The sequence below is a fragment of the Cytobacillus mangrovibacter genome (assembly GCF_042865275.1).
In the GTDB taxonomy this organism is placed as follows: domain Bacteria; phylum Bacillota; class Bacilli; order Bacillales; family Cytobacillaceae; genus Cytobacillus; species Cytobacillus mangrovibacter.
The window spans coordinates 233,175-246,967 of record NZ_JBIACJ010000006.1; the positions used below are offsets into that span (position 1 = coordinate 233,175).

Consider the following 13,793-nt stretch of genomic DNA (forward strand, 5'->3'; position numbering starts at 1 on the left):
ATAAAGGAAGTTTTTCCGTTTAAAGTAACCTAATCTTTGGATTTTGTCATATTTAGAGCAGTTAATCGGAATTTCTCCGCTTATACCTGCTTATTAAGCTTCCTCTCACGATTTAGCCGGAAATCCTCTGCTTATAAATTCTCCATATAGCATAAAAATCAACAATGAAACATAACAAGGCCAAAAGTTTTTTAGATTTATCTTAAATGTACCATAGATGTACAGCGAATAAAAAAATTGCTGTTATGTTTTGGAACCACAAAGTCTTTTGTGAATCTTCCTTTTATCGAGTAGCCAAGGGCTTTTTATATAGTTTAGGCCGTACCTCTCACTAATTTCGGATGGCGGTGCAGAGAAACTAATAGAATGACTCCACTTAGGATGAGGAGAATGCTAGTTGAAATGAATACAGCTGTGAAGCCGAAGTAGCCAGAAATAAGCCCACCCATTACAGGCCCGATGATATTCCCGAAGAAACGTAGGCTTGTATTGTAGCCAAGAACCTCTCCTTGCATCGCGATCGGGGCTTCTTGTCGAATATAGGCGATACGGACTGGAATAATCCCGCCAATCGTCACACCAAGTGCAAAGCGAACAAGCACAAGCTGCCACATACTCGTTACAAATCCACCAGGGAGGTAGAAGACACCAGCCATGAATAACAAAATGACAAGGATTTTGACATAGCCATACCGATCGGCAATTTTTCCCCATTGTCTAGCCATTATTAAATTACCAAGTCCTGCAGCAGAAAAAGCAATTCCTGCAAAGAACGCTAGATTTTCAGGTCCATGCAATTCACTGACATATAAGGATAGAATTGGCTGTATGCTAAAATGAGCAATCTGGATGAGTGATGAAATAAGCAGGACTGTTAGGAGGACGGGGTTGCGAATAATATGAAGAATGACTTCTTTGCTTGTATAACTTGTTTTAGTGCCTTCCTTGCTTGCTAATTTTTTCTCAATCGTAAATATAACAAGAAAAGCAGAGATAAATATGGAAATGGAAGTCCACTTAAAGGTGTCTGCATAGCCGAATGTATCGGCGAGAATTCCCCCGAGTAATGGTCCCATCAGAGAACCAGTTATACTCCCCGTTTGCAAAGTTCCCATCACTTTTCCGGCAATCTCTTTCGGTGTTTGAGTAGAAATGAAAGCTTGGGACATGCCAACAAAGCCTGTGAAGATTCCCATGGCAAGTCGAAGCATAAAAAGCTGCCAAACAGAAGTGACAAATCCCATCAGGAAAATGGAAATTCCCATGCCAATTCCTGAGAATATGAGTATCTTCTTTCGTCCGAACAAATCGCCAATTCTTCCCCAAATTGGTGAAAAAATAAAAGCGGTGACAAAGGTAATCGCAAAAGTCCATCCAGACCAATGCTGTACATAAGAAGCAGAGTAGTTCCCAAAGGTCTCGATATAAAGAGAGATAAAAGGTAAAACCATTGTCATGCTGCCGGCAATAAAGAAATTGGCGAACCACATGATGACTAAATTACGTTTTGAATCATGATTCATCAGTTATCCACCCTTCTTTTTGGTTAATTGTTTCGTTTCTCTAAATAGTATAACGTATTTTTGGAGGGAATTGAAGGGATTCAAACAAAAGGGGGAAAACGATGAATATATAGTTTATTGAAAATGTTATTGTATTAGTACAGAGAACCACTTATAATATTTATATATAACAATTTTGTGGTACTTTGGAATTATTACATAGGCAAGAAAATAATGATTGTATTATTCAATTGCTTGTTTTATAATTCTTAATAGGTAAAAGATTCAGAATATACAAAAAGAGGGGGATTACTTTTGGAGGGTTTTGTTAATGGCTTAAATGGTATTCTATGGAGTACACCAGTAATTTACATCTGTCTAGCTGTAGGATTGCTTTTTTCAGTTTTAACGAGGTTTTTACAAGTTAGACATATTAAAGAAATGTTCAAGCTAATGTTTCAAGGAAAAAGTTCTGAAGCGGGTGTTTCATCTTTCCAGGCATTATCTATTTCTCTTTCTGGCCGTGTAGGAACTGGTAACATCGCTGGTACAGCTACAGCTATTGCAATGGGTGGACCGGGTGCTGTTTTCTGGATGTGGGCGATTGCCTTCATCGGAGCGGGAACTTCATACATTGAATCCACTTTAGCTCAAATTTATAAAGTGAAAAAAGATGGAGTATATCGTGGTGGACCTGCATTCTACATTGAAAAGGGTATTGGAATCAAATGGTTTGCCGTCCTTTTCGCCATCTCTGCGTTATTAGCAATGGCATTGCTAATGCCAGGAATTCAATCCAATTCGATTGCGCTTGCAATGGAGAATGCATTTGGAATGAATACAAGTGTAACTGGATTTATTGTTATATTCTTATTAGCCTTAATTATCTTTGGTGGAGTAAAGAGAATTGCAACAGTTGCTCAATATGCGGTTCCATTTATGGCTATTGGGTATATGCTAGTAGCACTTATAATTATCGGAGTAAATATCACAGAATTACCTGGAGTTATTGGATTAATTTTTAGTAGTGCTTTTGGTGCTGATGCTGCGTTTGGTGGAATTCTCGGTAGTGCAATTGCATGGGGCGTTAAGCGTGGAATCTACTCGAATGAAGCAGGACAAGGTACAGGTCCACACGCTGCAGCAGCTGCAGAAGTATCTCATCCGGCAAAACAAGGGTTGGTTCAGGCTGCAGCAGTCTATATTGATACACTATTAGTATGTTCTGCTACTGCTTTTATGATCTTGTTTACAGGTATGTTTAATACCGTCGGTGCCGATGGAGAAACGATGATTAGAGAAGGATTGCCTGGAGTTGAAGCAGGTCCTGGATTTACACAGGCTGCAGTTGAAACTGTGTTACCTGGCTTTGGAGCTGGATTCGTAGCAATCTCATTATTCTTCTTTGCATTTACTACAATCATGGCCTATTACTATATGGCTGAAACGAATGTTGCTTACTTATTCAAAAAGTCTAAATGGCCAACGTTTATCTTGAAATTTGTATTGCTTGGTTCTACATTCTATGGTGCTGTTAAAACAGCTGGCCTAGCTTGGGCATTAGGGGACGTTGGTTTAGGACTAATGGTATGGTTGAATATTATAGCCATTCTAATTCTTGCAAAACCGGCATTAATTGCCTTAAAAGATTATGAGGCACAAAAGAAACAGGGACTTGACCCTGTCTTCAACTCAACAAAGCTTGGTATTAAGAATGCGGATTATTGGGAAAATGGATATCAAGAGGAAAAGAAAACAGAGAAAGTATCTTAATGACTTAGTAAAAGATGTTCAGCTACAGCTGAACATCTTTTTTAATGGTGAAGTAACAATAAAAAAAGATTTGCTGTATTAACTTTCTTATCAATGGAAAAAAAATAAATGTTGTTTTCATCGTCATACACCATAATGAATGGTTCTTCCTCCTCTGGAAAGAATACAATCAATTCATCCACTATAGAATCTATCCATTGATTTGAAACATGTATTGATGGATCCAATGGAATTTTTACCATCAGTCCTTTAATCGGTATAGGATTAATCTTTTTATATACATCACTAATCCCCTGAAGTATTATTTCCGAGTTCTTTTGGATATAGGGTTTTCTTGTTATTGTTTTTATTACAATCTTCTGTTCAATATCATACATCTCAATGTTTTTATTTGCTTGAGCAGGGACACTTGAAGCGTTAATGAAAAAAGTCATTAACACAATGAGAGCAGTCCTTAAAATCAAAACATCACCTCATTCATAATATAGCCAAAATGATTCTCATTATGTGATAACTGGGATGATCAAGCCACTAGACATCCTTTCATTCATAAGATAGTATCAATAACGAAACTCATTTTTGAGGATACTAATAAATAGTACATAGATGCATTTCGATCATATTAGATGATATAAAGGAGATATATATGACACATTCACTTATAAGCCAATTAAAGCCATTTATACAGTCGGCTTGGGAAAAGTCAGAATTTGAGCAGCCAACAACGATTCAGACAAGAACCATTCCAGCGGGGATTGAAGGAAAGGATCTTATTGCAGAATCACCTACTGGTACAGGTAAGACACTTGCCTACTTGCTTCCATTATTAGAAAAAATAGATGCAGAGAAAAGGGCTGTACAGGCTGTAATAATAGCACCATCACAAGAGCTTGTTATGCAGATTTTGCAGGAAATACAAAAATGGGGAGAAGGCAGTGGGATAAGGTCTGCGTCTTTTATCGGCGGAGCAAATGTCAAAAGGCAGCTGGAAAAGTTAAAAAAACACCCTCATATTGCTCTGGGTACTCCAGGCAGAATGCTTGAACTGATCAAACAAAAAAAGCTTAAAATGCATGAGGTAAAGACAGTCATCCTTGACGAAGGAGATCAGCTGCTTGTCCCAGAACATATAGAGACCATAAGAAACATAATTAAATCAACATTAAGCGATCGTCAAGTTGTCCTTTTTTCGGCAACACTTCCAGCAGTAACTGAAAAGATTGCAAAGGAATTGACAAACAATCCTGAAGTTATTCGAGTGGAAAAGGATGACACAATCGATGCAGCTTCAGTTGACCATATTTACTTTATGGCAGAACAAAGGGATAAACTGAAGCTGATCGAAAAAATTTCAAGGCTTGAGGATGCAAAAGTACTTGTTTTTGTTAAAGATATCGGAAATCTAACGGTCATGTCTGAAAAACTAGATTATAACCATATCAGTACGAGCTCTTTACATAGTGACTTAAACAAGATGGATCGTCAGAAATCCTTGCAAGACTTCCGTACAGGAAAAACAAATATGCTTCTTGCAACCGATGTAGCTGCACGTGGGTTAGATATTAAAGGTGTGACACATGTGGTTCATATGGATTTTCCAAGGGATCTTAAGCAATATGTACATCGTTCTGGCAGAACTGGACGATTCGGTGCAAAAGGGACGGTCATTTCGATTGTTACGGATAGGGAAGAGAGAGAACTAAAGAAATTTACACAAGAGCTTGGTGTGCAAGCAGAGAAAAAAGTGATGCGAGGCGGCAAAATTGTGGAGCTAGCACAAAGGTAAGGCCGAAAATGCTAGTTTAGGATGTCTATCCGCGAGTAAATAGAAAAGATCACTGAATAACAGGGCAAATAGTCGCTCATACTACCTTTGAGAAAGTGAAAAAGGAGAGGTAATGATGGGCAGACAAAAGCAAGGCAATGCTAATGCAGAACGAAATAAAAATGCAAAAAAAGGGAATCGAACAAGCTCTGAACTAGTTGAGTTTACAACAGGGAGCAATGATAAGCAAAAGAACCGCAGACAAGATTAACTATAATTAAAAAAATCCTCTTTCAAATTGAAGAGGATTTTTTCGTATTTATTCTTTAGTCTAAATCAATCCTTTTTAACGGTTCCTTCGCTGGTCCATTAAAAACTTCGCCATCATATGAAAAACGTGATCCATGGCAAGGACAATCCCAGGTTCTTTCGCCATCATTCCATTCTGTTTCGCAGCCCATATGTGTGCATGTTGTATCAACAAGATGGAGTTGGCCATCCGTATCTCTATAAGCTCCTGCCCTTTTTCCATTGATCATGACGACTGCACCTTCATCATTTACTAGGTCACCTGGTTCTTTTTGAACAACTTCAAGCTTTCCTTTAATTAAATGTTTTGCGACGTCTGTATTAATGGAGATCATCTTTTTCGTGCTAGGATCTGCCTGAAATCTAGCGGGATTAAATAGTTCTTGATAAGGGTTTTCTTTGTTGATGATCATGTCTTTCAAGAGTATGGCAGCTGTTGTCCCATTTGTCATGCCCCATTTCCGGTAACCTGTTGCAACATAGATGTTGGACTTCTTCGATGTAATAGGACCGATATAAGGCACTTTGTCACTCGTAATCAAATCTTGTGTAGACCAGCGGTAGGGGAATTCAGTGATTCCAAGAACTTCTTCTGTAAAAGCCTCCAATGCTTCATAATGTTTCATCATATCCATTCCTTGTCCCGGTTTATGACTCTCACCGCCTACTAGGATTAGTTTTTCGCCATTATAAGGTGTATATCGGAGGGAACGGGTTGGATTATCTGCACTAATATACATTCCACCTGGAAACTCCTTTTTTGTTCTTACCCCAAGAACATACGAACGTTCCTGATACATCCGCGCAAAATAAAACCCCATCATATCTACAAAGGGGAAATGGGATGCAGCGATAACATGTTTGCATTTTACTCGATGTCCATCCCTAGTAATAATAACGGGATGGTCACCTTCACCAATATCCGTTGCGGTAGTGCCTTCATATATTACCCCGCCAGCTTCTACGAAATCCTGTACTAATCTTTCTAAGTATTTAAGTGGATGAAATTGAGCTTGATCCCTCATATTTAAAGCAATTTTTGTTTTGATATCAAAAGGCAAGCCATCTGTTAATCCACCGTTAATTCCAATTTTCTCATAGGCGACTAGTTCACTTTCTATTTTTTGTGCATATTCATCAGTTGTGGCATAAATAAAAGCATCTTCCATACTTAAATCACAATCAATCTCTTTTTCTTTTACAGTCGTTTGAATAAATTCCTGCGCTTCACTGGCGGCTTTGTAGTAAAGAGTTGCTTTTTCTAACCCAAAATGATTGATTAATTCATCATAAATCAATCCATGCTGAGCCGTTATTTTTGCTGAGGTATGTCCAGTTGTCCCACTAAGGATTTTCCCAGCTTCCAAAATCCCTACCTTGAACCCTTCCTTTACAAGTAAATATCCGGCTGTAATCCCAGTGATTCCTCCGCCAACAATCGCAATGTCAACAGAAGTATGTTCTGTTAGCTTACTAAATGATGGGAGTTTAATCTCCCTCCAATAAGACTCTGGGTATTGCGGCATTTTAAAATTAGCTGTCATATCGATCCTCCTCTAAACTATTCCTATTGATTATTTTTCCAATAAACACGCTTTGTATACAATGCCAATGGATTGTAAGAAAGGGTAATAGGTATGGACTTTTCACGTATTTCATCCACTTGGCACATAGTCTGCTTCAATCTGTATTTCTTGTGGAGGAGTTTTAATAGCTCCAGGAACAGACCGAGGTTCATAGTCAATTTCATCTGAAGAAAATATTTCAATAAGCATTTGTCCGCCTATTGCTTTTGCGCGAATAAGCAGGGGTAAACTATATTCATTTAAAAAGCTGAAATCTGGACCATACCAACTAACAGTTGCATCCCTGCCAGGAGGAACATATGTGACGTTTTTTGAATGAGAGTAGCGTTCTACCATTTTTAAGCCGGCGCGGTCAGCAGCGTTAAAAAGGGTGGAAGATACTTGGCAAATGCCTCCCCCAATGTCTTCAGATAATTCTCCTCGCACAATAACCGGTGCCCGCATATAGCCGCGTTCCTTCGTTCTCTTTCCCACTACACGATTGAAAGAAAAAGTCTCACCCGGAAACACTACATGATTATTAATTGCTTCGGCTGCAAGGGAAATATTGTGGGAGCGTGCTTTATTATTTCGATTGAAATATGTTGCATAATGTCCTATCTTCATCACATGTATACGCAGGATGAGATCCCGGTCCACTCTTGGGTGAATGGGAAGCATAGGAATCTCCACTCTTGCCGTTGTTGGTTTATAAAAATATGAGTAGAATAAATCATTGAACGCTTTACGGTATAATCTGCTCCCCAGTTCCCCCTCGATGACTCTCCCTCTATCATCAATATAAGCATTCATAGGTGGCTTATAAGTTTGCTTATCCAGTTCCTCAAGAAATAACTGATATTTCTCTAAATCAATTAAAGGAATACCCGGAAACGTCAGAATATAGTCAGAACGGTTAATAGTTGTGATCATTTCCCCGTCGTTTTCAATAGTTAAATGGTTAGGCAGGTTGGCAGGCTGTATAAATAGCAAAAGTCCAATTAACCAAGCAGGGCTCATCGTTCAAACACCTCCTAAGACTAGTATGGATAAGAGAAAAGATTTCATGTAAAGCTTCTATTAATAGAGTAAGTAAGGGGCTAAACAATCGATTCAATTCCAACAAAATTTTAGTGTCTAACCTCAGACCGCACGTGTACTCGGCCTCAGGTCTTAGATGAAAATAAAGCTCAGGCTCGTTATAGGAAAACGTGAATCAAGGTAAGATGAAATCAAGAAAGGAGGAAACGAACATGAAAAAATTTGGTTTACTTATAGCAGGAGGAATTGCAGCAATGGTGCTGCTATCAAACTTAGGCCCAATAATCGGGCTAGTAATCAGCTTAGCCATCCTGTACTTCGTTTTCAAACAATTCATTAAAGAGGATTCAACTCTAGGTAAAGTGGCATGGGGCATCATTGGAGTTATTGCCCTTATGGCTTCCGCAGCAAATATCCCAGCAATCCTAGGAATCGCCGCTGCATACGCCTTATACCTTGTATATAAAAATTGGAATAACAAAAAAACAACAGTAGTTGAAACAAACGATCCATTCGTAAATTTCGAAAAACAATGGGCAGACTTGAACAAGAACTAAGTTGTAAAAGAGTGTATAAATAAGTTTTGTGAATAAATCTGTTTACCAAAAAAAGTTTGGTTGATTGGAGCGGAAGGCGTGAGACTCCTGCGGGAGTAGTGGGACAGCTGAGACCCCGCAGGCGCTTTAGCGCCGATGAGGCTCAGCGCCCACCCCGCGGAAAGCGAACGCCTGAAGCGCAAATCAACCTCTACCAACTACATTTCATTAAGCAATAAATTTACAAAAAAAATTATTTTCCAAGGAGAGAGTAGAATGTCAAACCTATTTACACGCATTAAAAATACCGTATTAGCAGATATCAACGAAGTATTAGATAAAAAGGAAAACAAGAATCCAATCACCTTATTAAATCAATACTTACGTGAATGTGAAGCAGAAACCGAAAAGGTACGCAAACTATTAGAACGCCAGTACACACTCAAAGAAGAATTCACTCGCGAATACAACCAAGCACAAGAAATTGCTAATAAACGAAAGCGTCAAGCAGAAATTGCTTCAAAAGCTGGAGAAAATGAATTGTACGTATTTGCTTCACATGAGCATGACCAATATGCAGAGCGTGCTGCTCGTTTACAGGATGTATTAAGTCAAGCGGTTCAACAGCTTGCTGAGTTAGAAAGAAAATATGAAGAAATGAAGCATAAGCTAAAAGATATGCATATTCGCCGTATGGAATTAATGGGACGCGAAAATGTGACTCGTGCCAACAATAAGATAAACAAAGTGCTTGATAATCATACGTATTCGAATGAATCCTACTCACGCTTTCAGGAAATTGAGACTTATCTTGACCGTCTCGAAAATCAAGTAAATAGCTCATACTATCGTGATACAATTGATGCTCGCATCGCACAATTAGAAAAAGATATGAAAAAAGAAGAAACTCATTCTATTTCATAGGAGAAACATGGTATTCTAAAAAGGCGTAGGACAGCTACGCCTTTTCAAACTTTAATAATATGGGCAAGTCGTGCATAAAGTTTCGGCAGCATAGAAGGGAGGAAACCCGATGTTAAATAAAGTAAAAAGTGAGTATGTCAGTTGGATTGTATTGCTGGGAATAGTCGTCCTCTTTTTGGAATTTTCCTTTTTTAACAGTGGCCTAATTTTCTCCCTTCTTATCGAAATCGGCATGATTTACATAGGGAGAAAATGGATGCCAAAAACATCTGGAAAACTCCTTTTTTGGTCAGGAATTATTCTTTTAATTATTAGTATTTTTAGCATGATGACCTTAAAGTTTTTCTTACTAGCAATTCTGTTACATTTCTTTATTCAATTTGTGCAGTCAAAGCGAAAACCTGCACATATTAAACCTGTGATTAAGGAACCAAGCCCAATACTTGAAAAAGAAACAGTCATTAAGAAACAGTCCCTTTTCTCAAACCAATTATTCGGACAGCAAAAAACACCGGAACAAGGCTATGAGTGGAGCGACATCAATATCCAAGCAGGCATTGGTGATACCATTATTGATTTAAGCTATACAGTTTTGCCAAAGGGTGAAACGGTAATTTTCATTCGCAACTTTGTTGGCAATATTCATGTGCTAGTTCCATATGATGTCGAAGTTAGTGTCAATCATTCAGTTATTGCAGGGGCCACGGAAATCTTTGACTTTCAAGAGACGAAAATATTTAACCAATCCACACAAGTGCAAACGCCAGGATTTACTCAGTCCGAACAACGGATTAAGATCTTCACTTCTTTACTAGTTGGTGATTTAGAGGTGAAGCGTGTATGAGTACAATTCAGCGGCAAATGGTTTGGGGGGCGGGACTCGCCATCTTTATTTGTGCCTCGTTTACAATTTCGTTTTTCATCCGCTTTCCATTTATTGATTGGCGAACCTTATGGGAAACGGATGTCATGGACATCCCCTTTATTATATTTGTACCAAGTGTAAGTATTGTAATTGGTATTTTGTTTGGCTTAGTATCAGGTGTTCATTGGAAAAAACAAATCCAATCGGTTGACAGCTGGCTCCATCAAATTGAAGAAGGCAGGCAGCTGGAGATTAGTGAAATAAATGCTGGGTCTGAGCTCCAATCAATCGTAAGCAGAGTTGGAAAAATTCAAAAGCAAATTGCTGAACAGGCAAAGCTTTCTCAGAAGCTTGCGACAGAGAAGGCAGAGGATATCGAGAGTCGAATGCAGGAAATTATTTCACAGGAAAGAAACCGTCTGGCTCGTGAACTTCATGATTCTGTTAGCCAGCAGCTTTTTGCGGCATCAATGATGATGTCTGCGATTAATGAAACAAAGTCGAAAACAGATGATCGTGAAACAAAGCAATTGAAAATGGTTGAGGAAATGATCCATCAGTCACAGTTAGAAATGCGAGCACTTCTGCTTCATTTAAGGCCAGTTGCATTAAAAGGAAAGACATTGCAAGAAGGAATTGAAGAATTGTTATTTGAGTTATCGCAAAAGGTAACAATGGATATTAAGTGGAAGGTCGAGGATTTTCCTCTTGATAAAGGGATCGAAGACCATCTATTCCGCATCCTCCAGGAATCTGTCTCCAATACACTTCGACATGCTAAATCCACAACACTTGAGGTACTGCTTATTCAGAGGGATGAGTTTGTTATTTTACGAGTAGTTGATGATGGGATTGGTTTTAATGTCGAGGAGGCGAAAGCAGGTTCATACGGAATGCAAAATATGTATGAACGAGCTGTGGAGGTTGGCGGTTCAATGAAGATTATTAGTTTGAAAAATAGCGGAACACGTCTTGAAGTGAGAGTTCCAATAATGAGTGCAAAGGGTGGGGGCCAATGATTAAAGTATTGTTTGTTGATGATCATGAAATGGTAAGGATTGGTGTTTCTTCATATCTGTCGGCGCAGCCTGATATTGAAGTAATTGGTGAAGCAGATAATGGGAAAACAGCAATTGATATGGCCCTCGACTTACGCCCAGACATTATTCTAATGGATTTAGTGATGAAGGAAATGGATGGAATCGAATCCACAAGAAATATTATTGAACAGTGGCCAGAAGCAAAGATCATTATTGTCACAAGCTTCCTAGATGATGAGAAAGTCTATCCTGCACTTGAAGCAGGAGCAACAAGCTATATGCTGAAAACATCGAAGGCAAGTGAAATTGCTGATGCTGTCCGCTCAACCTATCATGGTCAATCAGTCCTAGAACCAGAAGTAACGGGGAAAATGATGGTGAAAATGCGACAGAAAACAAAGCAGCTTCCACATGAAGAACTGACGGGAAGAGAGATGGAAATCCTTCTATTAATGACTGAAGGAAAAACAAATCAAGAAATTGCTGATGAGTTATTTATTGCTTTGAAAACAGTAAAAACGCATGTAAGTAATATCTTAAGTAAATTGCAGGTCCAAGACCGCACGCAGGCTGTTATTTATGCCTTCAAGCATTCATTGGTGGAATAAGGAAAGTAAATAAAATAGAACAGATGAAAAGAGCTAATAAAATTATAGCTCTTTTTTCTTTTTTATGGATGTGACATATTCTAGCGGTGAACAATAAATGGTAGGATTGTTAAAATTACATATTGGCTGGTGATGAAATGTCATTTATTGGATTTGTGAAGAAGGGGAATAAATCTTCAGGAATTGCGGCTCTTGGAAATACGGTTCTTGCTATCGTTAAAGGGGTGGCAGCAGTGATAAGTGGAAGTGGGGCAATGCTTGCTACGACTCTTCACTCCTTAGCAGATGCTTTGAATCAGGGCTTTGTCTTTTTTGGAAGTGCTTTAGCTGAGAAAGCACCAACGAAAAAATTCCCTACAGGTTTTGGACGGGTGATTAATCTTTTTGTTTTGGTGGCAGTTATTGTTATATCTATTATGGCGTATGAAACGATTCATAAAGGCTGGGAATTGATTCAGCATCCAAAGGAATCAACAGATATTTGGCTTAATGTAGGAGTGATGCTGTTCGCTGTGTTAATTGATGGTTTGATTTTATTTAAGGCAATGAAAGAGATCGCACATGAATCAAGGAGCGTAGCTAAAGGGCTGGGCGTTATCGCTGTTGCGGTGAAGAATGTCAGACTTGCCTCTCCTCCTACACGTCTTGTCTTTTATGAAGACATTATTGCAACATTCGGTGCTTTACTTGCCCTTGTATCAATCGTTATTGCGCATTTTACTGGTTTTTATATACTTGATGGAATTGGAACTCTCTTAATAGGTCTTCTTTTAGTAGGGATAGCAATCAAAATTGGTTATGAGAATACTTTAGGTTTAATTGGAGTTGCTGCTCCAAAAGAAGTAGAGACTAGGGTCGCAGGCATTATACTATCTGATGTCAATGTGGTGGACATACAGAGCTTGAGAATATTGCAGGAAGGTAGGAAGTACCACGTAGAAAGCTATATTGAATTAATTGAGGGTCTTACCCTTGCTGCTGCAGATGATATTAAAATTAGAGTAAGAGATAAACTATTTGAGGATCCTGATATTGGTGATGTCACTATGGGGATATTAGAAACTGATCAAATTCAAACATGGAAATAAAGTGTCCACGGACGGTGATTGATACCGTTCGTGGACATTATACTGTGCTTTATGGAACTGGCAGTTTTTATGTTGAAGAAAGGGCCTGTACAAAAATTCCATCACCCTCTAGCCATTCAGCTAGAAATACGTCTTTGTAATTGGTTATTTTATACTGTGAGAGCTGCTGATTCAGCCAAGCTTTATCAAAACCAAGATCATTTACTTCATCCCATAAAACAACTCCATCGCGAATCAGCGTCACCGGAACATGAACCGTACTCCCCGGGAGATTAAAATCCTCCTGGGTTGTTTTTTGGTAACGAGATTTTTTAAGAATACTAATAGAACCATTTCCCTCTAAGTAACAAAAGGCAACCTCCCTTATTGAAAAAGTCTCGCTTTGTCGAAGCAGACTTTGCAGCTGATTTAGATTCAATCGTCCTTTCTTCAATGCTTCTTTGTCAATCACTCCATTTTTTATAAGAGCAATGGGTTTTCCTTGGGAAATCCCTCTGAAAAATAAAAACTTCCGGTCAAGATATTCTACAGAAAATAATAATATTCCCCACAATCCCATGGAGTAGATAATGTAGAATACGCCTACCTTATCTTCATACATTGCATTTCCAAGCATCTCACTTAACACAATGGATGCGATAAATGTAAATGGTGAGATCTGGTTTATAATTTTCCTTCCAACAAACTTAATAATGAAAAACAAAAAAAAGAAACCTACTAATAAATCAATCGTTAAGTGAATGATGCTCAATGTTAATTCCCCAATCCAATAATGTT

At 38.5% G+C, this 13,793-nt stretch carries 14 protein-coding genes; 9 read left to right on the top strand and 5 right to left on the bottom strand.

Going from position 1 to position 13,793, the window contains the following annotated elements; genetic code table 11:
* Positions 1-314: 314 nt before the first annotated feature.
* Positions 315-1,523: an MFS transporter gene (locus tag ACFYKT_RS13090; protein ID WP_389220139.1), complete on the bottom strand. Its 1,209-nt coding sequence runs from the start codon at positions 1,521-1,523 to the stop codon at positions 315-317.
* Positions 1,524-1,817: 294 nt separating this feature from the next.
* Here ACFYKT_RS13090 and ACFYKT_RS13095 point away from each other — a divergent pair, with 294 nt between their 5' ends.
* Positions 1,818-3,275, top strand: coding sequence for an alanine/glycine:cation symporter family protein (locus ACFYKT_RS13095; RefSeq protein WP_389220141.1), 1,458 nt, complete (start codon positions 1,818-1,820; stop codon positions 3,273-3,275).
* A gap of 41 nt (positions 3,276-3,316) precedes the next feature.
* Here ACFYKT_RS13095 and ACFYKT_RS13100 read toward each other — a convergent pair whose 3' ends face one another.
* Positions 3,317-3,739 (bottom strand): hypothetical protein, encoded by a 423-nt coding sequence (locus ACFYKT_RS13100; RefSeq protein WP_389220143.1) that lies wholly within the window; start codon positions 3,737-3,739, stop codon positions 3,317-3,319.
* A gap of 182 nt (positions 3,740-3,921) precedes the next feature.
* Between ACFYKT_RS13100 and ACFYKT_RS13105 the strand changes: the two genes are divergently transcribed.
* Together ACFYKT_RS13105 and ACFYKT_RS13110 are read left to right on the top strand one after the other, a co-directional pair.
* Positions 3,922-5,061, top strand: a complete 1,140-nt coding sequence (locus tag ACFYKT_RS13105; protein ID WP_389220144.1) for a DEAD/DEAH box helicase — start codon at positions 3,922-3,924, stop codon at positions 5,059-5,061.
* A gap of 115 nt (positions 5,062-5,176) precedes the next feature.
* The gene (locus ACFYKT_RS13110; RefSeq protein ID WP_389220146.1) at positions 5,177-5,311 is read left to right on the top strand and encodes a hypothetical protein; all 135 of its coding nucleotides are present in this window, start codon (positions 5,177-5,179) and stop codon (positions 5,309-5,311) included.
* Between the two features lie 55 nt (positions 5,312-5,366).
* Here ACFYKT_RS13110 and ACFYKT_RS13115 read toward each other — a convergent pair whose 3' ends face one another.
* Both ACFYKT_RS13115 and ACFYKT_RS13120 read right to left on the bottom strand, forming a co-directional pair.
* Positions 5,367-6,893 carry an FAD-dependent oxidoreductase gene (locus ACFYKT_RS13115; RefSeq protein WP_389220147.1) on the bottom strand — a complete coding sequence of 509 codons (1,527 nt, stop codon included), beginning with the start codon at positions 6,891-6,893 and terminating at the stop codon, positions 5,367-5,369.
* Positions 6,894-7,004: 111 nt separating this feature from the next.
* The gene (locus tag ACFYKT_RS13120) at positions 7,005-7,934 is read right to left on the bottom strand and encodes a VanW family protein (protein WP_389220148.1); all 930 of its coding nucleotides are present in this window, start codon (positions 7,932-7,934) and stop codon (positions 7,005-7,007) included.
* Positions 7,935-8,167: 233 nt separating this feature from the next.
* Between ACFYKT_RS13120 and ACFYKT_RS13125 the strand changes: the two genes are divergently transcribed.
* The 6 genes from ACFYKT_RS13125 (at position 8,168) to ACFYKT_RS13150 (ending at position 13,016) form a co-directional block, all read left to right on the top strand.
* Positions 8,168-8,512, top strand: coding sequence for a lmo0954 family membrane protein (locus ACFYKT_RS13125; RefSeq protein WP_389220150.1), 345 nt, complete (start codon positions 8,168-8,170; stop codon positions 8,510-8,512).
* A gap of 255 nt (positions 8,513-8,767) precedes the next feature.
* Positions 8,768-9,415 (top strand): PspA/IM30 family protein, encoded by a 648-nt coding sequence (locus tag ACFYKT_RS13130; RefSeq protein WP_389220152.1) that lies wholly within the window; start codon positions 8,768-8,770, stop codon positions 9,413-9,415.
* A gap of 109 nt (positions 9,416-9,524) precedes the next feature.
* Positions 9,525-10,259 carry a cell wall-active antibiotics response protein LiaF gene (gene liaF, locus ACFYKT_RS13135; protein ID WP_389220154.1) on the top strand — a complete coding sequence of 245 codons (735 nt, stop codon included), beginning with the start codon at positions 9,525-9,527 and terminating at the stop codon, positions 10,257-10,259.
* On the top strand, positions 10,256-11,299 hold the full coding sequence (locus ACFYKT_RS13140) for a sensor histidine kinase (protein ID WP_389220156.1): 1,044 nt from the start codon (positions 10,256-10,258) through the stop codon (positions 11,297-11,299). The genes liaF and ACFYKT_RS13140 overlap by 4 nt, the downstream gene beginning before the upstream one ends.
* Positions 11,296-11,928, top strand: a complete 633-nt coding sequence (locus ACFYKT_RS13145) for a response regulator transcription factor (protein WP_389220158.1) — start codon at positions 11,296-11,298, stop codon at positions 11,926-11,928. Before ACFYKT_RS13140 ends, ACFYKT_RS13145 begins: the two co-directional genes overlap by 4 nt.
* A 137-nt stretch (positions 11,929-12,065) precedes the next feature.
* Positions 12,066-13,016 carry a cation diffusion facilitator family transporter gene (locus tag ACFYKT_RS13150; protein WP_389220160.1) on the top strand — a complete coding sequence of 317 codons (951 nt, stop codon included), beginning with the start codon at positions 12,066-12,068 and terminating at the stop codon, positions 13,014-13,016.
* A 67-nt stretch (positions 13,017-13,083) separates the two neighbouring features.
* On the opposite strand, the gene ACFYKT_RS13155 is transcribed toward ACFYKT_RS13150, so the two are convergent.
* On the bottom strand, positions 13,084-13,767 hold the full coding sequence (locus tag ACFYKT_RS13155; RefSeq protein WP_389220162.1) for a DUF421 domain-containing protein: 684 nt from the start codon (positions 13,765-13,767) through the stop codon (positions 13,084-13,086).
* Positions 13,768-13,793 lie beyond the last annotated feature (26 nt).